The sequence below is a fragment of the Polaribacter sp. NJDZ03 genome, assembly GCF_019263805.1.
Taxonomy (GTDB): domain Bacteria; phylum Bacteroidota; class Bacteroidia; order Flavobacteriales; family Flavobacteriaceae; genus Polaribacter.
The window spans coordinates 2,419,170-2,442,793 of sequence record NZ_CP079195.1 but is presented as its reverse complement, the minus strand read 5'-3'; the positions used below and the strand labels follow the sequence as shown (position 1 = coordinate 2,442,793).

At 30.9% G+C, this 23,624-nt stretch carries 25 protein-coding genes and 1 tRNA gene; 15 read left to right on the top strand and 11 right to left on the bottom strand.

Going from position 1 to position 23,624, the window contains the following annotated elements:
- Positions 1–191: 191 nt before the first annotated feature.
- Together KV700_RS10330 and KV700_RS10325 are read left to right on the top strand one after the other, a co-directional pair.
- Positions 192–1,889 (top strand): GMC oxidoreductase, encoded by a 1,698-nt coding sequence (locus KV700_RS10330; protein WP_218597837.1) that lies wholly within the window; start codon positions 192–194, stop codon positions 1,887–1,889.
- Between the two features lie 2 nt (positions 1,890–1,891).
- Positions 1,892–2,428, top strand: coding sequence for a gluconate 2-dehydrogenase subunit 3 family protein (locus KV700_RS10325; RefSeq protein ID WP_166385941.1), 537 nt, complete (start codon positions 1,892–1,894; stop codon positions 2,426–2,428).
- Positions 2,429–2,526: 98 nt separating this feature from the next.
- Here the strand turns inward: KV700_RS10325 and KV700_RS10320 are convergent, their stop codons facing one another.
- Positions 2,527–3,675 (bottom strand): histidine decarboxylase, encoded by a 1,149-nt coding sequence (locus tag KV700_RS10320; protein ID WP_218597836.1) that lies wholly within the window; start codon positions 3,673–3,675, stop codon positions 2,527–2,529.
- Between the two features lie 167 nt (positions 3,676–3,842).
- Here KV700_RS10320 and KV700_RS10315 point away from each other — a divergent pair, with 167 nt between their 5' ends.
- Positions 3,843–4,316, top strand: coding sequence for an Lrp/AsnC family transcriptional regulator (locus tag KV700_RS10315; RefSeq protein WP_166385925.1), 474 nt, complete (start codon positions 3,843–3,845; stop codon positions 4,314–4,316).
- A gap of 121 nt (positions 4,317–4,437) precedes the next feature.
- Here the strand turns inward: KV700_RS10315 and KV700_RS10310 are convergent.
- Positions 4,438–4,519: transfer RNA gene (locus KV700_RS10310), tRNA-Leu, on the bottom strand.
- Between the two features lie 125 nt (positions 4,520–4,644).
- Between KV700_RS10310 and KV700_RS10305 the strand changes: the two genes are divergently transcribed.
- From KV700_RS10305 to pth, 3 genes are all read left to right on the top strand, one after another.
- The gene (locus KV700_RS10305) at positions 4,645–5,586 is read left to right on the top strand and encodes a ribose-phosphate pyrophosphokinase (RefSeq protein WP_166385923.1); all 942 of its coding nucleotides are present in this window, start codon (positions 4,645–4,647) and stop codon (positions 5,584–5,586) included.
- A gap of 20 nt (positions 5,587–5,606) precedes the next feature.
- A complete protein-coding gene (locus KV700_RS10300; RefSeq protein WP_218597835.1) occupies positions 5,607–6,212 on the top strand; it encodes a 50S ribosomal protein L25/general stress protein Ctc in 606 nt (201 codons plus the stop codon).
- A gap of 192 nt (positions 6,213–6,404) precedes the next feature.
- Entirely contained in the window at positions 6,405–6,971 is a 567-nt protein-coding gene (gene pth / locus KV700_RS10295) for an aminoacyl-tRNA hydrolase (protein ID WP_205860426.1), read from the top strand.
- 160 nt (positions 6,972–7,131) lie between these two features.
- On the opposite strand, the gene KV700_RS10290 is transcribed toward pth, so the two are convergent.
- The 8 genes from KV700_RS10290 to KV700_RS10255 form a co-directional block, all read right to left on the bottom strand.
- The gene (locus tag KV700_RS10290; RefSeq protein WP_218597834.1) at positions 7,132–7,683 is read right to left on the bottom strand and encodes a hypothetical protein; all 552 of its coding nucleotides are present in this window, start codon (positions 7,681–7,683) and stop codon (positions 7,132–7,134) included.
- A gap of 81 nt (positions 7,684–7,764) precedes the next feature.
- Positions 7,765–8,214 carry a 6-carboxytetrahydropterin synthase gene (locus KV700_RS10285; protein ID WP_166385915.1) on the bottom strand — a complete coding sequence of 150 codons (450 nt, stop codon included), beginning with the start codon at positions 8,212–8,214 and terminating at the stop codon, positions 7,765–7,767.
- Positions 8,215–8,418: 204 nt separating this feature from the next.
- Positions 8,419–9,918: a GH3 auxin-responsive promoter family protein gene (locus KV700_RS10280; protein ID WP_218597833.1), complete on the bottom strand. Its 1,500-nt coding sequence runs from the start codon at positions 9,916–9,918 to the stop codon at positions 8,419–8,421.
- Positions 9,918–10,784: a M23 family metallopeptidase gene (locus tag KV700_RS10275; protein ID WP_218597832.1), complete on the bottom strand. Its 867-nt coding sequence runs from the start codon at positions 10,782–10,784 to the stop codon at positions 9,918–9,920. The genes KV700_RS10280 and KV700_RS10275 overlap by 1 nt, the downstream gene beginning before the upstream one ends.
- Before the next feature lie 84 nt (positions 10,785–10,868).
- Positions 10,869–11,450, bottom strand: coding sequence for a nicotinate (nicotinamide) nucleotide adenylyltransferase (nadD, locus tag KV700_RS10270; protein ID WP_166385910.1), 582 nt, complete (start codon positions 11,448–11,450; stop codon positions 10,869–10,871).
- Between the two features lie 31 nt (positions 11,451–11,481).
- Entirely contained in the window at positions 11,482–12,063 is a 582-nt protein-coding gene (gene gmk / locus KV700_RS10265) for a guanylate kinase (protein ID WP_166385908.1), read from the bottom strand.
- A 93-nt stretch (positions 12,064–12,156) separates the two neighbouring features.
- On the bottom strand, positions 12,157–13,011 hold the full coding sequence (locus KV700_RS10260) for a YicC family protein (RefSeq protein ID WP_166386219.1): 855 nt from the start codon (positions 13,009–13,011) through the stop codon (positions 12,157–12,159).
- 193 nt (positions 13,012–13,204) lie between these two features.
- Entirely contained in the window at positions 13,205–14,098 is an 894-nt protein-coding gene (locus KV700_RS10255; protein ID WP_368384755.1) for a DMT family transporter, read from the bottom strand.
- Positions 14,099–14,331: 233 nt separating this feature from the next.
- Between KV700_RS10255 and upp the strand changes: the two genes are divergently transcribed.
- Positions 14,332–14,985 carry a uracil phosphoribosyltransferase gene (gene upp / locus KV700_RS10250; protein WP_166385906.1) on the top strand — a complete coding sequence of 218 codons (654 nt, stop codon included), beginning with the start codon at positions 14,332–14,334 and terminating at the stop codon, positions 14,983–14,985.
- Here the strand turns inward: upp and KV700_RS17290 are convergent.
- Positions 14,980–15,909, bottom strand: coding sequence for a DUF6427 family protein (locus tag KV700_RS17290; protein ID WP_254712902.1), 930 nt, complete (start codon positions 15,907–15,909; stop codon positions 14,980–14,982). The two genes, upp and KV700_RS17290, sit on opposite strands and share 6 nt — an antisense overlap.
- Positions 15,910–15,950: 41 nt before the next feature.
- On the opposite strand from KV700_RS17290, the gene KV700_RS10240 reads away from it, so the two are divergent.
- From KV700_RS10240 to KV700_RS10205, 8 genes are all read left to right on the top strand, one after another.
- The gene (locus tag KV700_RS10240; RefSeq protein ID WP_166385902.1) at positions 15,951–16,172 is read left to right on the top strand and encodes a hypothetical protein; all 222 of its coding nucleotides are present in this window, start codon (positions 15,951–15,953) and stop codon (positions 16,170–16,172) included.
- Between the two features lie 9 nt (positions 16,173–16,181).
- Entirely contained in the window at positions 16,182–16,853 is a 672-nt protein-coding gene (gene trmB / locus KV700_RS10235) for a tRNA (guanosine(46)-N7)-methyltransferase TrmB (protein WP_166385900.1), read from the top strand.
- A 1,504-nt stretch (positions 16,854–18,357) separates the two neighbouring features.
- Entirely contained in the window at positions 18,358–18,690 is a 333-nt protein-coding gene (locus KV700_RS10230) for an MGMT family protein (RefSeq protein WP_166387903.1), read from the top strand.
- A gap of 227 nt (positions 18,691–18,917) precedes the next feature.
- The gene (locus KV700_RS10225) at positions 18,918–20,057 is read left to right on the top strand and encodes an Mrp/NBP35 family ATP-binding protein (protein ID WP_166387905.1); all 1,140 of its coding nucleotides are present in this window, start codon (positions 18,918–18,920) and stop codon (positions 20,055–20,057) included.
- Positions 20,058–20,061: 4 nt separating this feature from the next.
- Entirely contained in the window at positions 20,062–20,298 is a 237-nt protein-coding gene (locus KV700_RS10220) for a NifU family protein (RefSeq protein ID WP_166387908.1), read from the top strand.
- Between the two features lie 212 nt (positions 20,299–20,510).
- Positions 20,511–21,566 (top strand): NAD(P)/FAD-dependent oxidoreductase, encoded by a 1,056-nt coding sequence (locus KV700_RS10215; protein ID WP_218597830.1) that lies wholly within the window; start codon positions 20,511–20,513, stop codon positions 21,564–21,566.
- A 114-nt stretch (positions 21,567–21,680) separates the two neighbouring features.
- Positions 21,681–21,986, top strand: coding sequence for a hypothetical protein (locus KV700_RS10210; RefSeq protein WP_218597829.1), 306 nt, complete (start codon positions 21,681–21,683; stop codon positions 21,984–21,986).
- A gap of 270 nt (positions 21,987–22,256) precedes the next feature.
- The gene (locus KV700_RS10205; protein WP_218597828.1) at positions 22,257–23,414 is read left to right on the top strand and encodes a homogentisate 1,2-dioxygenase; all 1,158 of its coding nucleotides are present in this window, start codon (positions 22,257–22,259) and stop codon (positions 23,412–23,414) included.
- The last annotated feature ends 210 nt before the right edge of the window (positions 23,415–23,624 follow it).

Here is a 23,624-nt window from a genome sequence, read left to right as displayed (position 1 = left end):
AGCAATTCTAAAGAAAAAAAATGTAATATCAACTAAAAAACGAATTAGGCTACTTTTCTGACGGAATTTTACCCTCTATCACTTCTTATATTTGGCTTTTAATTTTAATCAACTTTAGAAAACACACGTTTTTGGTAAATTAATTTCCTGTAAGTTGAGATTAAGAAAGCATATTCAACAGATAAAAAAATATGAAGAACAACAAAAATACTTTTGATGCCATTGTAATAGGAACCGGAATTTCTGGTGGATGGGCCGCAAAAGAACTTTGTGAGGCAGGCTTAAAAACTTTGGTATTAGAAAGAGGTAGAGATATAACGCATATTACAGATTACAAAACAGCCAATAAAGAAGCTTGGGAATTAGATTTTAGAGATCAGACTTCTAACGAAGATTTAAAAAAACAAGGCAAGCAGGCTAGAACAGGCTTTGTAACTAAGCAAGCCTACAAACATTGGTTTGTAAATGATTTAAAACATCCTTATAACGAAACCAAAAGATTCGACTGGATTAGAGGCTACCATGTTGGCGGTCGTTCTTTAACTTGGGGCAGACAAGCGTTGCGGTTAAGTGATTTAGATTTTACAGCAAACAAAAAGGAAAATATAGCTGTAGATTGGCCTATTAGATATAAAGATATTGCCCCTTGGTATACCTATGTAGAAAAATTTATTGGCGTAAGTGGAGAAGCTTTAAACTTGCCGCAATTGCCAGATAGCCATTTTACACCCGCTTTTCCGTTAAATTGTGTAGAGCAAGAATTTAAAAACCAGATTGGTAAAAATTATAAGAATCGGTTTTTAACCATGGGTAGGTTTGCTAATATTACTGGAGATACTGTTTATGAAAACAGGCATACTTGTGCACATAGAAATAGGTGTATGCGAGGTTGTCCGTTAGGAGGTTATTTTAGTAGTAATGCATCAACATTACCAGCAGCTAATAAAACTGGTAATATGACGTTAAGACCCAATGCCATTGTCTATGAAATTATCTATGATGCAGATAAAAAGAAAGCAACCGGAGTTAAAGTTATAGATGCACTAACCAAAGAAGTACACGTTTTTTATGCAGAAATTATTTTTTGTTGTGCTTCTACAATTGCATCGACCAGTATTTTAATGCAATCTAAATCGGCACGTTTTCCTAACGGGTTAGGAAACGATTCTGGCGAGTTAGGTCATAATTTAATGGACCATCATTTTAGAGTGGGAGCCACCGCAATTTATAATGGGTTTAAAGATGTTGGTTATAAAAACACTAGACCCACCAGTTTTCATATAGTCCGTTTTCAAAATTTAGGAGATAAAGCATCAAAAAAAGAATATCTAAGAGGTTATTCTTTTCAAGGAGCAGCAAGCAGAAGAGATTGGAGACACCATATTAAAGAATTAAGTTTTGGTTTAGATTTAAAAGAAAATCTAAAAAAGCAAGGACCTTGGCGAATTGGAATTATTGGTTTTGGAGAATGTTTGCCGTATCACGAAAATAAAATGGTTTTAGATTATCACAAAAAAGACGAATGGGGTTTGCCTACAATTACATTTGATTGCGAGTTTAAAGAGAACGAAAAATTAATGAGAGTAGATATGAAAAAGGAAGCGATAGAAATGCTTACAAAAGCTGGTTTTGCTAATGTAAAAGGGTTTGAAGATGCTTTTGTGCCAGGACACGCCATTCATGAAATGGGTACAGCAAGAATGGGGAATGATCCAAAAACGTCCGTTTTAAATAAGAATAATCAAGTTCATAATGTGCCAAACGTTTATGTAACAGATGGTTCTTGCATGACTTCTACTGGCAACCAAAACCCGTCTTTAACCTATATGGCGTTAACAGCAAGAGCGGCACACCATGCAATACAACTATTTAAAAAACAAAATGCTTAATTATGGATAGAAGAAAAGCGTTAAAAAGCATGTCTTTGGCTATTGGTGGTTTTGTAATTACGCCATCTATACTTAGTATTTTTGCATCTTGTACTTCAGATAAAGTTGATGTTAATTATCTGTTTTTATCAAAAGAACAATCTTTAGTGATGAATCATTTGGTGGCTGTTGTTTTACCAATTTCTAATGTTAATATTCACTATACTTCGTTTATCGATAAAATGCTATATCATACAGTTTCTAAAGAAAATAAGCAGCTTTTTATAGCTGGATATTTAGAATTTGAAAAAAACTATCAGCGTTTATTTAATCAAGAAATATTAAAAGTGAATACAAGTAATATTCAAAAAATAGTAGAGAAATACTTTTCAATATCGAAGCAAAAAGAGGAAGCTGTTTTTACTTTGTTAGAAAAAGATTTTTCTTTGGTTGATGAAAATCAGAAATCTAAATATCTAAATTATTATTTTCTTACAAACGTTCGGTATTATTGCTTACTTGGGTATTGTACTTCAGAATATTATGAGAAACCGGTTTAGATATTGCCTTTGTAAAAATTATAAAAAGAACTTTCTCTACTACTAATTTTTTTAAATATGATTTTACTTTTTTATATTTTTTAGTTTTAACCTTATTATTAACAGAGTATATTATTTAATATTTTATTTTCTTCTAACGCATTCTCTATCATAAGGTCTTCAATAAATTCGTCAATCTGTTTTTTGGTAACATTGGGCATACAAATTAAATGACTAACATCTTCTGTTGCTAACTGCCACTTTTCTTTAATAGCTTGGGATACTTTAGGGAATACAACTGTAATTGCTTTTTCATTTCTCCATGCCTTTATACCTAATGATGTTAATCTGTCTACGCAATAACTGGCTGTTTCTTCGCAATGCTGGTAACGCTTTTCTAGTCCTTCTATGCCTAGTTTTTTTATAGCATACCATAAAAAAAGCGGACTATGGCCATTTCTAGAGCCTGTAATAGTAGTATCATAAGAACCGATATAAGAAATCCCTTTAGAAATACGATCCTTTAAAGTCCGTTTGGTTATAATTACACCTGATGGAAAAGGAGATCCAATAAATTTATGACCACTTATAGATATACTGTCTGCTCCGTCTTGAAAATCAAAAGGAATGCGAGGTTCTATAAATGGACCATAACAACCAGACAAAGCAGCATCGCAATGTATATAATGATCTTGAATGGCTAATTTTTTTAAAATACCTTTTACCTTAGATACATCATCTTTGGCCTCCATCATCGTTGTGCCAAATGTTGTAAGAATAATAGCAGGTATATGACGATTAAGTTGAAGCGTGCTTTCTAGATCTTGATAATCTATTTCACCATTTTCTTGTGATCTAATGGTAATACTAGAAATATTTAATAGATGAATATTTTTCTTTACACTATAATGTGTAGATTCTGAATAATACACCATTGCTTTTGGGTATAATTCTCTTGCAATATATAAGCCATACAGATTGCTTTCTGAGCCTCCATTAGTTACATAACCCCAATAATCTTTTGGGTTGGCTCTAAAAAAGGACGCAAAAAAGTTAATTACTTCTTTTTCCATTTCGTGTGTATGCACTTTATAGGTACTATCTTCAAATGGGTCGCCTAAATTATTTATAGGGTATTTTAAGAATTCATTTAATTCAGAAAAGTCAAAATCTTTAGAAACAGGGTAACCGAGAAAAGTATCTCTTGCTTGTTTTACTTTTTTTAGAAGATCTTGTATTTGTTCGTCTTGCACAGTATTAATTTCCATACTATAAGGTTTTTTTTAAGCTTTTTAACACTGTAAATGTATAGTATGTAGTGTTTTTATTCTGATATATAATTGAATTAAGAAAATTAATCTATATTACATAAAATATCAGTTTTTTATTACTGTACTTCTTCTGATATAATGAAAATTTGGAAAAATAATCTAGAATGGATAAAATAGATAAAGAGATCTTGATGCATCTTCAAAGAGATGCGAAGCTAAATACAAAAGAAATATCGAGTTTAATAGGATTAAGTGTAACGCCAACTTACGAGAGAATTAAAAAATTAGAACAAAGTAAAATAATAAAATTATATGTTGCCTTACTTGATAAAACTAAAATTGACAGAAAGGTAATTGCATATTGTCAAATTACGTTGGCTAAACATCAAAAAGAATTGATAAATAATTTTAAAGATGAGGTGCTTTTGTTATCTGAAATTATGGAATGTCATCATGTTTCTGGAAATTTCGATTTCTTATTGAAGGTATCTGCTAGAGATATTGATGAATTTTATGAATTTATTAATGAAAAATTATCTTTAGTGGGGGGTATTTTAACCATACAAAGTTCTTTTGTAATGGATTCTGTTAAAGATAGCACCGCTTATGAATTAGATTCGTTTATAAAGAAAAAATAACGATGTATGTGTTGTGTTGGTAATCAGGTCTTTGCGGCTGTTCGGGTTTGAGTATGCTGTTTTAAAATATGATTGTAAATAATAAAAACCTGTTAATCGTTTGATTAACAGGTTTTTTTAGTACTCAAGGTGGGAATCGAACCCACACAACCGAAGTTACTGGATTTTGAATCCAGCGCGTCTACCAATTCCGCCACTTGAGCAAGTATTAATAAGATTGCAAATGTATAAAATTATTTTATTTTAAAGTCTATAAATATATTTCAAAGTCAATAAATAAATTCTACTTTTGTGAGGATACAACAACACAACAAAAAATAACAACTAAATGCCTACAAATCAGTTAGCCCCAAAACTTTTTGCTTGCAGACAAAGCACCGTTTTGGCAGAAAAAATTGCAAAAGAATACAATACAACCTTAGGAAAAGTTAAAACAACTTACTTTAGTGACGGAGAATTTCAGCCAGCATTTGAAGAATCTGTTCGTGGAAGACGTGTTTTTATTATTGGTTCTACATTTCCGAATGCAGACAATTTAATGGAAATGTTGTTAATGTGTGATGCAGCAAAAAGAGCATCAGCAAGACACATAACAGCAGTTATGCCATATTTTGGTTGGGCTAGACAAGATAGAAAAGATCAACCTAGAGTTGCTATTGGAGCAAAATTAGTTGCAAAACTTTTAGAATCTGCTGGAGCAACTAGAATTATGACGATGGATTTACATGCAGACCAAATTCAAGGGTTTTTTGAAAAACCTGTAGATCATTTATATGCATCAACTATTTTTATGCCTTACATTAATAGCTTAAATTTAGACAACTTAACAATTGCATCTCCAGATATGGGAGGTTCTAAAAGAGCCTATGCATACTCTAAGCACCTGCAATGTGATGTTGTTATTTGTTATAAACAACGTATTAAGGCCAATCAAATTGGGCACATGGAGTTAATTGGAGACGTTAAAGGAAAGAATGTAATTTTAGTAGATGACATGATTGATACTGGAGGTACATTAGCACACGCAGCCAATTTAATGATGGAAAGAGGAGCTTTAAGCGTAAGAGCAATTTGTACACACCCAATACTTTCTGGTGGGGCTTATGAAAAAATAGAAAACTCAGGATTAACAGAATTGATTGTTTCAGACACTATTCCGTTAAAAAAGGAGACATCTAAAATAAAAGTGGTATCTTGCGCGCCATTATTTGCGGATGTTATGCACAAAGTGCAAGACAATACTTCAATTAGTGGACAATTTTTAATGTAAATAAATAATACAAAAAAGTAATGAAATCAATTTCAATTAAAGGATCAAAAAGAGAAAGCGTAGGTAAAGTAGCAACTAAAGCCTTACGTAATGCTGGTATGGTTCCTTGCGTTATATACGGAGGAGAAAACCCAATACATTTTTCAGCAGAAGAAAAAGCGTTTAAAAAGTTGGTATTCACTCCAAATGTGTATACAGCAAGTTTAGATGTTGATGGAGTTAAAATACCAGCAGTTTTACAAGACATTCAGTTTCACCCGGTAACAGACAAAATTATTCACGTAGATTTTTATCAATTATTTGATGATAAAGAAATTACAATGAAGATTCCTGTACAATTAACTGGTACTTCTCCAGGGGTATTAAATGGTGGTTCTTTACGTTTTACAAACCGTAAATTAAGAGTAAAAGCATTACCTGCTAACTTACCAGATTTTGTAACTGCAGATATTTCTAAATTAAAAATTGGAAATAAATTAACAGTAACATCATTAGCAACAGATGGGTATACATTTATGCACCCAGACAATACGGTTGTTGTTCAAGTAAGAACTTCTCGTAACGCAACTGTTTCTGAAGATGATGAAGAAGAAGAAGCAGAAGCAACAGAAGCTGCAGCAGAATAATTTTTGCAACATAAATTATAAAAAGCGTTACAAATTTGTAACGCTTTTTTTTTGCCATAAATTTAATTTTAAACCTTATAATTATAATTAGGCAATCTAAATTTATTTAATTCTTCTTATTTTTGAAGAATGAATTTTACAAACTTTTTTTCTGAAATATTTGGTATTAAAGTTGAAGCTAAAGAAAAGTTGATGAAGAAATTTTTAATTATAGGATTAGGTAATATTGGTGAACAGTATACAAATACACGTCATAATATTGGGTTTAAAATTGTAGATGAGGTTGCGGAAGAACACAACGCAACTTTTGAAACTGAAAAGCTTGGAGATGTAGCTACTTTCCGTTTTAAAGGAAGAACATTTGTTTTACTTAAACCAAGTACATTTATGAATTTAAGTGGAAAGGCAGTAAAGTATTGGATGGATAAAGAAAATATATCTGTAGAAAATATTTTAGTGGTTACAGATGATGTAAATATAGATTTTGGTGTAATCCGGGTAAAAGCAAAAGGATCTGCAGGCGGACATAACGGTTTAAAAGATATTCAAGAAAAATTAAATACGCAGCAATATGCTCGTTTTAGATTTGGTGTTGGTGGTAATTACGGTAGAGGTAGGCAAGTAGATTATGTGCTTGGTGAATGGAATAAAGAAGAAACTAGCGAATTAATAGAGCGTTTGCCAACATCGGCTAAAGTAATTGCTTCTTTTGGTACTGCGGGTTTAAATAATACTATGAATACGTTTAACGGGAAATAATTCTTAAAACTGGCTTTTTGTCAACCTGAATTTATTTTAGGTTCTTATGGTTTTAATTATTATTGTATTAAAACTCTAAAATATGTTTAGTGTTAAAATAGTGGAAAACAAAAAAGGTATCTATTGCTAGATACCTTTTTTTATTAAAGTGATTTACTTTTTAGTTTCTTGTTAAAGAAATTTCTGTAACTGTTACAATTTTATTAGTTCCAGCAGCAGCAGCAATAGTATTAGTTTGTTTTAATTCTAATTCATTTTCATTTAAATCTTCAATTACATATTCACCAGTAATAAAACCTGATCCATCTGCATCTGCTATTATAGCTTCTGTAAATGTAATAGTTCTTGAAGTGATATTTAAAACATAAGTACCAGAAGTTTCTAAGGTTATTATTGTTTCAATTTCGTTGTTTTGGTCTCCATCAATTTCAGATGTTTGTAAAAAAGTTCCATCTATAGTGTAAGTACCATCAGTGTTTAATGTTATAACTGTATTATAAACACTTCCTTCGTTTTCAGTTTCAGAAAGAATAGATTCTTTACCTGTAGAAGATGTTGCGCTTTCTGTTACATCAGATTCATAATCTGTAAGTGCATAAACACCAACAAAACTTTGAGCTGTTAATTCAATAGAGTTATCGTCATCACTGCTACTACAGCTAGTAATTGAAATTGCGATAAATAAGATTAAAAATGATTTTAATAATTTCATAATATTTTGATTTTTTGGGCAAATATAAGTCATAATTTAAAAATGGACTATTAAAAAACACCACTTTTTAACTATAAAATGTTAATTTTCACTAGCATACCATTCTGCAAAACTAGAGTCTGTTTCTTGCAGTTTTATAGCATGAAGTTTGATGTTTTTAGGGAGCCTATTTTTAATTTTTTCGGCAAAATCTATTACCATCATTTCACTTGTTGGTTGGTAATCTACCAATAATACATGGTGGCCTCTGTCTATTAGTTCTTTAGCCAAATCTACATGCGGTGTGTTTTTATTAAATACGGTTGCATGGTCAAAAATATCTACAATTTCTTCGTTTACAATCTTTTTTAAATCTCCAAAGTCAATCACCATACCAAATTTCACATTGTTATTGTCTTTAATTGGTTTTCCAGAAACGGTTACAGAAAGTTTGTAAGAGTGTCCGTGAACGTTTTTACATTTACCATCATAACCATATAAGGCATGGCCAGTTTCAAAGCTAAATTGTTTTGTAATTCTAATTGTACTCATTTGTGTTTTTTATTAGTTTGCTATTTCGAAAATAAGGAACGATAGAGAAATCTAATTAATCTCAGGTTTCTTGTCGTTCTTTGTTCGAAAAGATAAAGTATTCTAATTATCTTCTGTTTCTAAATTTGTTGTAAAAGTAAACAATAACTAAAGCTACTGCCAATCCTAAAAATAAAAAATTTCCTCCCATTTTGTTTGTGTTTATTACTCTTTAATTAAAAAATTATTTAAAACATCTGCAATTTTTCTGTTGTCAGATAATTGCGGAATCTTGTTCTGTCCTCCAAATTTACCAATAGATTTCATATATTCATGAAAACCACCTTTTTTTACTTTTCTAACTATTAAAGGACGTAAAACTTTTCCTTCAATTAAATCTATATAATAAATATTTTGAGCCTGCATAGAGATGTCTATTTTGGTAGCAAACTCTTCTATATTTTCTGGTTCATTTTCAAATTCTATAAACCATTCATGATAGGGCAATCCGCTTTCTGGACTTACTTGTGGTGCTACCGTAAACTCACTAATATTTATGTTTGTGCCGGTTATTGCATCGTTTAAAGCTTTTTCTACTTCTTTACCAATAACATGTTCGCCAAAGGCGGATATAAAATGTTTTATTCTACCGGTAACTTTTATTCTATAAGGTTTTGTTGATGTAAACTCTACCGTATCACCAATATTATAACCCCAAAGACCTGCTGTTGTGTTTAAAATGATGGCGTAATTAACGCCCATTTTTACATCTTTTAAAGAGATTCTTGTTGGGTTTTCATTAAAAAATTCATCCGCAGTAATAAACTCATAGAAAATACCAGAATCTAATTGTAACAACATTCCTTTTTCTGTCTGAGAATCTTGATAGGCAATAAACCCTTCTGATGCTGGATACAATTCTATATAATCGATTTTTTTACCAATTAAACTTTCAAACTTATTTTTATAAGGTTCAAAATTAACGCCTCCGTAAATAAAGAAATTAAAATTAGGAAACAGTTCTGAAACTGATTTACCTGTTTTTTCAATTAATTTCTCAAAATACATTTGCACCCAAGAAGGAATTCCGCTAATAACAGACATGTCTTCATTAATGGTTTCTTCTACAATAGCATTTACTTTGGTATCCCAATCTTCTATGCAGTTAGTTTCCCAACTTGGTAATCTGTTTTTTAATAAATATTGAGGTACATAATGTGCTACAATACCGCTTAGTCTACCTAGTTTTACGCCGTTTTTATCACTTAAAACAGGGCTTCCTTGTAAGAAAATCATTTTTCCATCTACAAAACTGGCGTCGTTTTTTTCTTTGATATAAAATAACAAAGCATTTCTTGCAGCCTTAATATGTGTGGGCATAGAATCTTTGGTAATAGGAATAAATTTTGCGCCAGAAGTTGTGCCTGAAGTTTTTGCGAAGTATAGAGGTTTTCCTGTCCAAAGAACATCCGATTCTCCTGCTACAATTCTATCTACGTAAGGTCTTAAACCTTCGTAATCTGTAACTTTAACTTGTTTTTTAAAATCATCATAATTAGAAATAGTATCAAAATTATGATCTTTTCCAAAAGCTGTTTTACTGCCTTTAGAAATTAAGTTTTTAAAAACTTTTTCTTGTGTTTTATGTGGGTTATTGGCCCATTTATAAACTTTTTTTGTTGCAATTTTAGCAAACGGAATCGCAAAAAATGATTTAATGCTCATTATTTAAAATCTATAAAATTTGTTGGGTTTACGGTATAACCACCGTTCCAAAGTTCAAAATGTAAATGAGGTCCTGTACTTAATTCTCCAGTAGAACCTACAGTGGCAATTACTTCACCAGATTTTACAAAGTCTCCTTGTTCTTTTAATAAATTTCCGTTGTGTTTATAAACAGAAATATAATCTTTAGCATGTTTTAAAATGATAACGTAGCCTGTTTCTGTAGTCCAACCAGAAAAAATAACAGTACCATCTGCGGTTGCTTTAATGGGGGTTCCGGTTTTTGCGGTAATATCTACAGCAAAGTGTTTAGAGGTAGCGTCAAAAGATTGAGATACGGTACCATTTAAAGGAGCAAAAAAGACAATTTTAATATTGCTTTTTGCATTTTGTTCAATAGAAAACAGTGTTTCACTCTCTATTTTTTCTCTAAATAAAGAATCTTCTTTTGTGGCAGCCAACTCACTTTCATCTATAAAACGATGTCTTGCTTCCGCTTGCACAGAATCTATACTTTCTGGTTGAATTTCTCCTGTTAAAACAGGTCTTAATGCTTTTGTGTAATTTTCTAAAATGGCTAATTTAATTTTTAAAGAATCTGCTTCAAAAGTTAAATTGGCAGCTTTTCTTTTTAAAGTAGTAGATGAGTAGCCCGGTATGTATTCTTTTAAAGGCGTAAAAGCAATTAATAAAATGGTGCCAGCTACTAATAGTATAGAAAAAAAACCACCCAAAACAAATACATTTAATCTTGATAATTTTAATGAAAAACGTTCTTCAAAAGTGTCTTCATTTAAAACAACCAACCTGTATTTATCAGTTAGTTTTTGTTTTAGTTTTCCCTTTCTTTTATCCTTTTTAGCCACAAATATTTATTTGATGTTTAGTAAATATACAACGAAACCCTCATAGAGCGTATTGTGTCTATGAACGATATAAATGTAATTTAATTATTTATTGTAGAAGTTCATTTCATCTATATATTCCCAAACTTCTTTAGGTAACAGAGGTTGTATGTTCTTTTTTTCTTTTCTAGCCTTTCTTATCATGGTAGAAGATATTTGTACAATAGGAGCCTCTACTTTATGAATTTTAGGATGATTTTTAAATTGATCATCCATAACGCCTTCTGCAATTCTAGGGTACACATAAATATGATGATGTTCTAAAATGGTTTCATAATTTTTCCATTTATGTAAACTTTTTAGATTGTCTTCTCCCATAATTAAACAGAATTCTTTGTTTGGGTACATATCAGAAACATGTGCTAACGTATGAACTGTGTAGTTAGGTTGTGGTAAATTAAACTCTATATCTGATGGTTTTATTTTCTGGTAATTAGCGGTTGCTCTATAGATCATTTCAAAACGTTCATGATTATCTAGTAAAGAGCTTTTTTTCTTAAACGGATTGTGAGGCGTAACAACCATCCAGATTTCATCTAAATCAGAATTTTCTACCATGTGATTGGCAATAATTAAATGCCCAATATGCATTGGGTTAAACGTACCAAAATATAAACCTATTTTCATCTTTATGCTTTTAGCTGTTCGCCTTTTGCCTTTAGTTCAATTCTAAAAAATTACTCATTAACTCTTCTGCTTCTTGCAAAGCATCTTCTAAAATGTAATTTTTTATAATTTTATCAAATTGTGGTGCAGTTGCTAATTCTACAGAAGCTTTTGCAATACGCATGTTTATTTTGTCTTCACTTTCTGTAGAACGTTTTTTTAAACGAATTTTTAACTCGTCTACACTTGGTGGCTTTACAAAAACAGATAACGTTTCTTCTGGATATTTCTTTTTAATACGCAATCCGCCAACTACATCAATATCAAAAATAACGTGTTTTTTTAAGGCCCAAATGCGCTCTACCTCACTTTTTAAAGTTCCGTAGAAGTTGTCTCTGTAAACTTCTTCCCACTCTAAAAATTCATCACTTTTAATTTTATCCTTAAACGCTCTTAAGTTGATAAAGTAATAGTCTTTACCGTCTATTTCTTCTCCTCTAGGTTCTCTAGAAGTAGCAGAAATAGAAAATTCTAGATTAAACCTTTCTTGTTTTAATAAATGGCGTACAATAGTTGTTTTACCTGAACCTGAGGGGGCAGAAAAGACGAATAATTTCCCTTTAAAATCTGACATATATTTTATTATTTGTCATGCTGAACTTGTTTCAGCATCTTGTAATTAGTATCTTGTAATAGTTACATGGTTTTTTTAACCTTGTAGAAAATATTACAATACATTTAAAATTTGTTCTTTAATTTGTTCTAGCTCGTTTTTCATTTGAATAACGGCTTTTTGCATAGGTGCAAAATTGGCTTTAGAACCAGTAGTGTTTATTTCTCTACCCATTTCTTGAACAATAAATCCTAATTTTTTACCATTAGAATCTTTAGATTCCATTGTTTGTAAGAAATAATCTAAGTGATTCGCTAAACGAACTTTTTCTTCATTAATATCTAATTTCTCTAGATAATAAATTAATTCTTGTTCAAAACGATTTTCATCTGTATCTACCTTTAAATCGTCGATAGCCTTTTTTAAACGTGTTTTTACGTTTTCTACTCTATCTCCATCTAAAGCTTTTACTTCCTCTAAATAGGTTTTAATATTAGCAATTCTTTCTTTAAAATCTATTTCTAAAGAAGAAGCTTCATCAATTCTATATTGTACAATATCTTTAATAGCAATATCTACACTTTCGTTGATTAGGTTCCATTCGTTTTCATCTAATTCTTCACGTTCTGTCTTTAAAGCGTCTGGCATTCTTACGGCCATTTTCAATAATTCAACATCATTAGTAGTTCCGGTTTGTACAACATTTCTTAGTTGTTGCATATATTCCTTTACAACCCCGTGATTAATAGTTGTAGAAGTTTCATCTGCAGTCATTTCTACAAAAATTGAAAAATCTACTTTACCACGTACCAAAGCACTTGCTAGTTTTTTACGTACTGCCAATTCTTTCTCTTTATAATAAGAAGGAATACGAACGTTTAAATCGAGGTTTTTACTGTTTAAAGATTTAATTTCTATGGTTACTTTTTTAGTAGGTAATTGTAATACAGACTTGCCATAACCAGTCATAGATTGAATCATAAAATCAACATTTTAGATGAGGGGCAAATATAGTTTTTATTTCACAGAATTTTTAAGGGAATGCATTTGTAAATCATTGAAAATGATAAAGACAGATATTTTAAAAATTCGCACTAATTTTAAGGATGATGAATTTTACTAATTTAAACGAGCAAAGTTGATTTATAAGTTTTAATTGTGGCTATTCTTTTACTTGCTTGGTTACTAAATATACACCACAAAAGATAAGTATTGTTGCACCAACTTTTATAAGGTTTAAAGAATCGCTACCAATAATTAAAGCATAAATTGTTCCTATAACTGGCTGTAAGTATATAAAAACACTAACAGTTGTTGGTTTTAATTTTGATAAACCATATAAATTAAATAGGTAGGTAACACAAGAAGTAAACACAATAACAAAGCCAATATTCCAGTAAATATTTATAGGCATTTCTTGCCAACTTATTTCTGTAAAATCTCTGTAACCAAAAGGAAGTACAAATATAAGCCCTATTAAATAGAGCCATTTAACAAGTGTAATTGGGTGGTATTTGTGAATTAAGCTTTTAGAGATTACTAAATACAAACCATAAGAGGTGGCATTTACAAAAATTAAAAAATTGCCCCAATTGCTATTTGTACCACTATTGTTTGATGAATTACCGTACGTAATAAGTAAAACTGTACCTATTAAACCAATGATTATACCTAAAACACGAAGTTTACCAATGGCTTTTCTAATTAAAAGACTAGAGAAAATGAGTACCATAATTGGTGAGGTAACCATAATAACAGAAGCACTAATTGGCGTGGTTAAAATTAACCCTTTAAAGAAAGAAAGCATATTTAGACTAATACCAAAAATGGCTGCTAAGAGTAGTTTTTTATAATCAGATTTTTCTATTTTTTGAGATTTAATAAACAAACCAAGAACCCAAAAAATTGTAGTTGCACCAATAACTCTTATTAAAATAAAACCAAATGGTTTTACATAGGTAGGCATTACTTCTTTAGCAATAGAGTAATTAAGGCCATAAATTATGGTAGCTATAGTAACTGCAATTAAGGCTATTGTTCTTTGATTTATTTTCAAAAATAGAATTCTAAAATGAGCTTGTAAAGTTGAGAATAATTTTTAGTTGTACAATACATTAAAAGAGTTTCAAATTATATATAGAAACTCTTTTAATGTAGTTGTTTTTAGTAGTCTATTGAAAGTGGTATTCTTAATTTTTTTAGTTTTTGTAAATGTTTTAATCTTTTGTGTTGTTGTAAGATACCATTTTACACAATTGTTTTACATTTGTCATTCTAAAATTATTTATAATGATTATTCATCACTTACAAGAAAAAAACTCTATTCTTAATAAATTCATTGCAGAAATTAGAGATGTAAAAATTCAAAAAGATTCACTTCGTTTTAGAAGAAATATTGAAAGAATTGGTGAAATTTTAGGTTATGAATTAAGTAAAAATCTTTCTTATAAGAATGTTTCTGTTGAAACTCCATTAGGTAAAAATACAGAACAACTATCTGATAACGAGGTTGTCTTGTGTTCAATTTTAAGAGCTGGTTTACCTTTGCATCAAGGGGTATTAAACTATTTCGATGATGCAGAAAATGCTTTTATTTCTGCGTACCGTCATCACCCAAATAAAGATGCCGAATCTGAAATTGTAGTAGAGTATTTTGCAGCCCCATCAATTAAAAATAAAACTTTATTATTGTTAGATCCTATGTTGGCAACAGGGCAATCTTTGGTGTCTGTTTATGAGGCGATAAAAAAACAAGGAATTCCTGAAGAAATTCATATTTTAGTAGTTATTGCTTCTAAAGAAGGAATTGAGTTTATTAGAGATAAATTTCCAGAAAACACACATTTATGGATTGCAGCTATAGATGATCAATTAAATAGTAAAGGATATATAGTACCAGGTTTAGGAGATGCTGGCGATTTAGCTTTTGGAACTAAATTATAACAAGAAATAGGTAAGTATTGTACCTATTAAAAGTAATGCTGATATACTGTTTTTAACAATCATTTTTTCTATTACTTCAAATCCGTTTGCTATAATTATAGATGCAGGTATCAATAAATAAACAATTTCCGAACCATTCTTTTCAGTAATTATTAAAGCAAAAACAACTGCAATAATTGAGTTAATAATTAAAATAATCCAACTTTTTTTAAAAGAATTATTTACAGATAATACCTTAGGCGATTTTAAGAATACAGAAATTATGGTTAATAAAAGTACGGCTCCAAAAATCCAAAGAGTGGTGTCCTTTCTGTAGATAAATACATTATTTATATTATTAAAAGCAAAAAGTTGCTTAAACTCTTCGTTATAATCATACCAAAACAGGTACGAAAAATAGATGATTAAGGGAGAAATAAACCCAATAATTGGCGTTAATATAGTGTGAAAAGAAACTTTTTTTCTCAATAAAATAGATGCGTAAATTAGTATGAAAAAAACCAAGGTAAAGGGTTCTAGAATAATAAGAACACCTAACCAAAAGCCACTATCAAATAATTTCTGAATCATCTTTTTAGGAGAACGTAGACTGTATATTTTTCTTAAAAAAAGAAGGTAAATTATTAGTGTTATCAAGGTTTTAAACTCGAGTAGCTTGGGTATAAAAAGAATGCTTGTTAATATAAAAACAAAGAAAGAATAAGAGTGGTCAAACGTTAATTTATTTTTAGAAACAATAAAACTGTAGAAGAAAAATATAATTAAAAAGAGGCCTAAAAAAGAGACGTTTTCCATGGCTTTTAGCCAAGTAAAACTATCTGTTAGTAAGTTAGAAAAAACAGTAATTATAAAGAAGCAAAAAAAGAGTCCAAAATAGACTATAAAATTGATTGGTTTAGATTTCTCTAAAAAATTGGCTAGCATCGTTTCTTTTGTTATTTTTGCAGCGTAAAGATAATTAAGTTATGATAGCAAGCAATATTTTTAGATGGATTGGTAGTTTATTTACCGATTTATTATTTACGCCATTCCATTGGTTACGTTTAACTGTAGCAAATGCAGATTTTGGTTGGTGGATTTCTAATGCAGTAAACTGGGGGTTTCTAGTAGTTTTATTATGTTTATTCGCATACTGGATGGGACAAACTCTTAAGTTTAAGAGAGAAGGAACAGAAGATAAAGCTTAAAATAATAATTTGGGAAGCAAAAACAAACTGAAACGTTTCAAAGAAAATGAAACGTTTAAAAATGTCATTCAACCAACTAGAGAAGAAGTTGTAACAGATTTTTCTCATAAAGGTAAATGGCATTCTTTTTTTGGTAACAATAATCCTATTGTTGTAGAGTTAGGGTGTGGTAAAGGAGAATATACCATTGCTTTGGCTAGAAAAAATCCGAATAAAAATTTTATTGGTATCGATATAAAAGGTGCCCGCTTTTGGAGAGGAGCAAAAACTGCAATAGAAGAAAATCTAGATAATGTAGCTTTTGTAAGAACTCAAATTGAGTTGGTTGATTTTATTTTTGCCGAAAATGAAGTTTCAGAAATTTGGATCACTTTCCCAGATCCTCAAATAAAATTTCAGCGTACAAAACATAGAATGACAAATTCTAGTTTTATGAAAAAATACCATCATATTCTTAATGAAGAAGGAATCATGAATCTTAAAACAGATTCAGAATTTATGCATGGTTATACTTTAGGTTTGTTGCATGGTGAAGGTCATGAAATTTTATATGCAAACCATACTGTGTATAAAAATGAAGGCGCACCAAAAGAAGTAACAGAAACTCAAACTTTTTACGAAAAACAGTATTTAGAAGTAGATAAACCTATTACTTATATTAAATTTAGATTGAAGTATTAACGTGTCATTTAGGGGAATTAAACTATCTATTACTTAATTAACTCCCCACTTGTCATTCCGAAATGAGCCTTTTTTAGGCGATTGAGGAATCTCATAACATCACAACTGTTAATTCTTATTTTCGATTATTCCAATTAAACTTTCTGCTGTCACACTGAGCCTGTCGAAGTGCTTTTCCATGAATTCCTATTTTCTCAGCGAAGCTCTGTGGAATAATTTTTCACTATAGTCATCAGTGATAATCCGTGAAATTTGTGTCATTTTATTCTTTTCTTTTTTCCATCGATGAAAAACGAAACAAAAAAATCTAGACTTATTTTAATTTTCTAAAATTCTACATTTTACTCCATTACCGTATCCAGACCACTGCGTTCTTTGGACACTAGCCATTCCATAAAACTAGAATTATTACGAAAATTAAAAGTAGGTCGTTTTTAGACGCTGAATTCTATTCCATTTATAGTTTTTACTCTCTACTGTCATTCCGAAAGGGGCCTTTTTTAGGCGATTGAGGAATCTCATAACATCACAATTGTTAATTCTTATTTTCGATTATTCCAATTAAATTTTCTGCTGTCACACTGAGCCTGTCGAAGTGCTTTTCCATGAATTCCTATTTTCGACTACGAACTTCGTGTAATAACTATCTATTCTTTTCTTTTTTCCATCGATGAAAAACGAAACAAAAAAATCTAGACTTATTTTAATTTTCTAAAATTCTACATTTTACTCCATTACCGTATCCAGACCACTGCGTTCTTTGGACACTTGCCATTCCATAAAACTTGAATTATTACGAAAATTAAAAGTAGGTCGTTTTTAGACGCTGAATTCTATTTCATTTATAGTTTTTACTCTCTACTGTCATTCCGAAATGAGCCTTTTTAGGCGATTGAGGAATCTCATAACATCACAACTGTTAATTCTTATTTTCGATTATTCCAATTAAACTTTCTGCTGTCACACTGAGCCTGTCGAAGTGCTTTTTCATGAATTCCTATTTTCTCAGCGAAGCTCTGTGGAATAATTTTTCACTATAATCATCAGTGCTAATCCGTGAAATTTGTGTCATTTTATTCTTTTCTTTTTTCCATCGATGAAAAACGAAACAAAAAAATCTAGACTTATTTTAATTTTCTAAAATTCTACATTTTACTCCATTACCGTATCCAGACCACTGCGTTCTTTGGACACTTGCCATTCCATAAAACTTGAATTATTACGAAAATTAAAAGTAGGTCGTTTTTAGACGCTGAATTCTATTCCATTTATAGTTTTTAATTCTCTACTGTCATTCCGAAATGAGCCTTTTTTAGGCGATTGAGGAATCTCATAACAATTATTAATACTTTTTTTAAACTCCGTGAGTCTCTGCTTTTTCTCTGTAAATCTCAGTGTAATAACTTTACACCATAGTCATCAGTGACAATCCGTGAAATCTGTGTCACTTTTTTTTGAAAACCTCTGTGACATAACTTTCCTAGAATATCATTACCTTCACAAGGTGAAAGAATCCGATAATTTTTTTGATAAAGTATATCAAGTCGCTCGTCTAATTCCTTATGGTAGGGTTACAAGTTACGGTGCTATTGCAACCTATTTAGGAGCAGCAAGATCTGCAAGAATGGTAGGTTGGGCAATGAATAAAGCACATAATTTAGAAGATGTTCCGGCACATAGAGTTGTAAATAGAAAAGGGTTACTAACAGGCAAACATCATTTCGATGGCACTAACCTTATGCAGCAATTACTAGAAAGTGAAGGAATTATAGTTGTCGAAAATCAAATTCAAGACTTAGAAAAAGTACTTTGGATTCCTATGGAAGAGTTGTCTTAGCTTTTTTAAGTTTACAAAGAATTACAAAACTATTCGTGAAATTTGTATCTATAATTTCAACTTATCAATTCATAAATAATCACAATCTACAAACTTTCTTTTCTAAGCAGTAAGACGTATCTTTGCAATTGAGATGTAAAACTACATTTGTCCTATCGAGCGCAGTCGAGAGGTTATGTCAGATTAAAATACTTTAGGTCTCGACTGCGCTCGACCTGACAAAAAAGATGAGTTTTAAAAAACAAGATATATACAAGGCATTAGAAACGATTACCGCTCCCGGAGAAGGTAAAAGTTTAATAGAAAACAATAATGTGACTAATGTAGTTACTTTTGGAGATGAAGTAGAAGTAGATGTTACTATTAGCAATCCAACTTTACAAGCAAAAAAGAAGATTGAAACGGAAATTACCAAGGCAATTCAAACCAATGTTGGGGCCCAAATTACCGTAAAAGTAAATGTAAAAGTAGAAAAGCCTGCAGAAAAAGTAAACCCAAATCAAATTAAAGGAAAAGCAATTCCTAATATAAAAAACATTATTGCAATTGCATCTGGTAAAGGTGGAGTAGGTAAATCTACTATAACGGCTAATACTGCAATTTCTTTAGCAAAAATGGGCTTTAAAGTAGGTGTTTTAGATGCCGATGTTTACGGGCCATCACAACACATCATGTTCGATGTAGAAAAAGCAAGACCACTTTCTGTAAATGTAGATGGTAGATCTAAAATGGAACCTGTAGAAAACTACGGAGTTAAACTATTATCATTAGGCTTTTTTACAGACCCAAACCAAGCCGTAATTTGGCGTGGACCAATGGCATCAAAAGCATTAAATCAATTAATATTTGATGGTAATTGGGGTGAGTTAGACTTTCTTTTAATCGATTTACCTCCAGGAACAGGAGATATCCATTTATCTATTGTACAAGCCTTACCAATTAACGGAGCAGTAGTGGTAAGTACACCACAAAATATTGCCTTGGCAGATGCTAAAAAAGGAGTTGCAATGTTTCAACAAGAAAACATTAATGTGCCTGTTTTAGGAATCATAGAAAACATGGCGTATTTTACACCAGAAGAATTACCAGACAATAAGTATTATATTTTTGGTAAAGACGGTGCAAAAAACTTAGCAGAAGATATTAAAACTAGATTTTTAGGAGAAATTCCTTTAGTACAAAGTATTAGAGAAGCGGGAGATGTTGGGCATCCGGTAGCTTTACAAGAAGGCACTGTTTTAGAAAAAGCTTTTAATGATATTACTAAAGAAATGGTTTCAGAATTATTAAAAAGAAATGCAGATTTACCGCCAACCGAAGTTGTTAGAATTACAACAATGAGTGGTTGTAGTTCAGTAAAAAAATAAGATTATGACAGCAGAAGAAACATTAAACAATGTAGAAAAAGCATTAGATGAAATTCGTCCTTTTTTAATGAGTGATGGAGGAAACATCAAACTACTTTCTATAGAAGAATCTATTGTAAAGGTACAATTAGAAGGTGCTTGTATAGGATGTTCTGTAAATCATATGACCTTAAAAAATGGTGTAGAAGCAACTATTAAAAAGTATGCGCCACAAATAATAGAGGTTATAAACATTGAGTAAGCTGATAAAAATCAGTTTTTAAATATTTAGAAAAATATATTTTTGGGCGTTCCAAGCAAAAAAGCTTGGTCGGGCTTTTCGCACTCGCTTTTTTTACTTCCAAAAAAGTAAAAAAGAGCTCAAACAAATGCTACAATCCCTAACGCGCTCATCAACATAAAAAAAGACCTCACAAGATTTTATTCTTGTGAGGTCTTTAAAAATAATAAAAAATGATTACTACAGATATTTTAATTATAGGTGCAGGACCCACAGGTTTATTTACTGTTTTCGAAGCAGGTTTATTAAAATTACGCTGTCATTTAATAGATGCGTTGCCACAAGCAGGTGGTCAATGTTCTGAGATTTACCCTAAGAAACCTATTTATGATATCCCAGCATATCCAGAAATTTTAGCGGGAGATTTAACCCATAAATTAATGGAGCAAATTAAACAATTTGAACCAGGTTTTACCCTTGGTGAACGCGCAGAAACAATAGACAAGCAAGAAGATAGTACTTTTATAGTAACAACTAACAAAGGCACAAAACATCATGCAAAAATAGTAGCAATTGCAGGTGGTTTAGGTTCTTTTGAGCCAAGAAAACCGCCAATTCCTAATATTGCAGATTTCGAAGATAAAGGAGTAGAGTATATTATTCGTGATCCAGAATTTTATAGAAATAAAAAAGTAGTCATTTCTGGTGGAGGAGATTCTGCATTAGATTGGTCTATATTTTTAACAGACATCGCTTCATCTGTGACATTAATTCACCGAAGAAACGAGTTTAGAGGTGCTTTAGATTCTGTAGATAAAGTACAAGAATTAAAAGATGCCGGTAAAATTACCATGATAACACCTGCAGAAGTAAAAGGAATTGTAGGTACAGATAAAGTAACCGGAGTTTCGGTGGTTCAAAAAGGAGAAGAACCATTTATAGTTAACACAGATCATTTTATTCCGTTATTTGGGTTATCTCCAAAATTAGGTCCTATTGCAAATTGGGGATTAGAAATAGAAAAAAATGCTATTAAAGTAAACAACGCTTTAGATTACCAAACCAATATTCCAGGAATCTACGCAATTGGAGATGTAAATATCTATCCGGGTAAATTAAAGTTAATTCTCTGCGGATTTCACGAAGCTACTTTAATGTGTCAGAGTGCATATCAACGTATATTTCCAGATAAAAAATATGTAATGAAATACACAACAGTTGGTGGTGTAGAAGGTTTTGACGGATCTAAAAAAGAAGCGCCAAAAGCCGTTGTTAAAAAGATTGAGTAATTAATTTGTAATTCGTAGCTAGTTTTATAATCTTATTATATAAGCCCCTTCAGGTTTCAAAAACCTGAAGGGGCTTTTTCTTTTTTTTGCTTATCTTATATAAAATTAGAAACTATGAATAGTCTTAATTTATTACCTTTTTTTCCTTTTTACGATAGAGTTTTAACTGCATATGATTTATTAATGTTTAGTTTTGGTTCATTTGTAGTAATTTCATTTTTACTCTTTTATTATCAGAAGATTTCAAAAAATAATTTCGCAAAAAGCAAATTAGACCATCCATTATATCAATCAAATGATATTTTACTACAATCTAATAGTACAAATGTTGGTTTTAAAATAGTCGAAAGAAAAATGTCTTCTTCGGTTACTATATTAGCGTGTATCTTAATTCTTTTAATAGCATTTACTCCTTTTTAGGATTTTTTAAGACTATAGTTTTTTAATTCTGAAAATCAATCTTCTAACAATATTTTCCTATATTTGTAGAACAACGAAATCGATTGAGATGTTTTCAGGTTTACTTGCATATCTAAAATTCTTCATAAAACGCAATCCAGAGTGATTACAGTATACTGTCATTCTGAACTTGTTTCAGAATCTCTCAATTAAAATCTAAATCTTTATTCAAAGAACTATTTAGGTTTTATTTATCCATTCATTTTTTTAATCATCTAATACATTAAAATTATGCCTTTTTATCATAAACTAGGGACAATTCCACCTAAAAGACACACGCAATTTCGTAAAAAAGATGGCAGTTTGTATTATGAGCAATTGTTTGGCACTATTGGTTTCGACGGTATGTCTACCAACTCATACCACGAGTACAGACCAACAATGGTCAAAGAAATTAGAAAGCAATATTCTGTAAAACCCAAAATAGCCAAAGCAAATAACATTCAATCTTACCGGTTTAGAGGATTTCAAGTTCCGCCAGAAAACGATTATTTAGAAAGTAGAAAAATTGTTTTAACAAATACAGATTGTAATATTATTTTATCAGCACCAAAAAAATCAACAGAAGATTATTTCTATAAAAATACAGATGCAGATGAGGTTATTTTTATCCATAAAGGAACCGGAAAATTAAGAACACATCTTGGTAACATCAAATTTAAATACGGAGACTATTTAATAATTCCACGAGGCGTTATTTATAAACTAGATTTCGATGATGAAAACAACAGACTTTTTATTGTAGAATCTTATTCGCCTGTTTACACACCAAAAAGATACAGAAATTACTTTGGTCAATTATTAGAACACTCACCGTTTTGTGAACGAGATTTAAGAAGACCAGAAGAATTAGAAACCCATAACGAATTAGGCGATTTCCTAATAAAAGTAAAAAAACAAGGTGAAATTATAGAAATGATTTACGCTTCACATCCTTTTGATGTGGTAGGTTACGACGGTTATAATTTTCCGTATGCATTTTCAATTCACGATTTCGAACCAATTACGGGACGTATTCATCAACCGCCACCAGTGCATCAAACTTTCGAGACAAATGCCTTTGTAATTTGCAGTTTTGTACCACGTTTGTATGACTATCATCCAAACTCAATTCCTGCACCATATAACCACAGTAATATAGATTCCGACGAGGTTTTATACTATGTAGATGGCGATTTTATGAGTAGAAACGACATCGATCAAGGTCATATTTCCTTACATCCATCCGGAATTCCTCATGGTCCGCACCCAGGCGCAACAGAACGCAGTATTGGGCACACAAAAACCGAAGAGTTAGCCGTTATGGTAGACACTTTTAAACCTTTAATGGTTACGGAAGAAGCCATGAAAATTGCCGATGAAGAGTATTATAAATCGTGGTTAGAGTAGCATAATTATTAGAAGCTATTTCCTGCTTTTCGCACTCGCTTTTTTTGAGAAAAACAAAAAAGAGCTCAAACAAATGCTACAATCAGGGCTAAGATTTTGTGCTAGCAAATAGCTTTTTTTAAGAGTAATACATATTAATAGGCTTTTAATATCCCTGAAAGGGTTTCAAACCCTTTCAGGGTTGCGTGTAATTAAAATAATAAAAAATAA

Coding starts and splice junctions, on each gene's coding strand:
- KV700_RS10290 (WP_218597834.1), bottom strand. CDS start 7,683: ATGAAATTATTAAAATCATTTTTAATCTTATTTATCGCAATTTCAATT.
- KV700_RS10325 (WP_166385941.1), top strand. CDS start 1,892: ATGGATAGAAGAAAAGCGTTAAAAAGCATGTCTTTGGCTATTGGTGGT.
- KV700_RS10210 (WP_218597829.1), top strand. CDS start 21,681: ATGAATAGTCTTAATTTATTACCTTTTTTTCCTTTTTACGATAGAGTT.
- pth (WP_205860426.1), top strand. CDS start 6,405: ATGAAGAAATTTTTAATTATAGGATTAGGTAATATTGGTGAACAGTAT.
- KV700_RS10305 (WP_166385923.1), top strand. CDS start 4,645: ATGCCTACAAATCAGTTAGCCCCAAAACTTTTTGCTTGCAGACAAAGC.
- KV700_RS10280 (WP_218597833.1), bottom strand. CDS start 9,918: ATGAGCATTAAATCATTTTTTGCGATTCCGTTTGCTAAAATTGCAACA.
- KV700_RS10330 (WP_218597837.1), top strand. CDS start 192: ATGAAGAACAACAAAAATACTTTTGATGCCATTGTAATAGGAACCGGA.
- KV700_RS10225 (WP_166387905.1), top strand. CDS start 18,918: ATGAGTTTTAAAAAACAAGATATATACAAGGCATTAGAAACGATTACC.
- KV700_RS10215 (WP_218597830.1), top strand. CDS start 20,511: ATGATTACTACAGATATTTTAATTATAGGTGCAGGACCCACAGGTTTA.
- KV700_RS10300 (WP_218597835.1), top strand. CDS start 5,607: ATGAAATCAATTTCAATTAAAGGATCAAAAAGAGAAAGCGTAGGTAAA.
- KV700_RS10220 (WP_166387908.1), top strand. CDS start 20,062: ATGACAGCAGAAGAAACATTAAACAATGTAGAAAAAGCATTAGATGAA.
- upp (WP_166385906.1), top strand. CDS start 14,332: ATGATTATTCATCACTTACAAGAAAAAAACTCTATTCTTAATAAATTC.
- KV700_RS17290 (WP_254712902.1), bottom strand. CDS start 15,909: ATGCTAGCCAATTTTTTAGAGAAATCTAAACCAATCAATTTTATAGTC.
- KV700_RS10260 (WP_166386219.1), bottom strand. CDS start 13,011: ATGACTGGTTATGGCAAGTCTGTATTACAATTACCTACTAAAAAAGTA.
- KV700_RS10285 (WP_166385915.1), bottom strand. CDS start 8,214: ATGAGTACAATTAGAATTACAAAACAATTTAGCTTTGAAACTGGCCAT.
- nadD (WP_166385910.1), bottom strand. CDS start 11,450: ATGAAAATAGGTTTATATTTTGGTACGTTTAACCCAATGCATATTGGG.
- KV700_RS10205 (WP_218597828.1), top strand. CDS start 22,257: ATGCCTTTTTATCATAAACTAGGGACAATTCCACCTAAAAGACACACG.
- gmk (WP_166385908.1), bottom strand. CDS start 12,063: ATGTCAGATTTTAAAGGGAAATTATTCGTCTTTTCTGCCCCCTCAGGT.
- KV700_RS10320 (WP_218597836.1), bottom strand. CDS start 3,675: ATGGAAATTAATACTGTGCAAGACGAACAAATACAAGATCTTCTAAAA.
- KV700_RS10240 (WP_166385902.1), top strand. CDS start 15,951: ATGATAGCAAGCAATATTTTTAGATGGATTGGTAGTTTATTTACCGAT.
- KV700_RS10315 (WP_166385925.1), top strand. CDS start 3,843: ATGGATAAAATAGATAAAGAGATCTTGATGCATCTTCAAAGAGATGCG.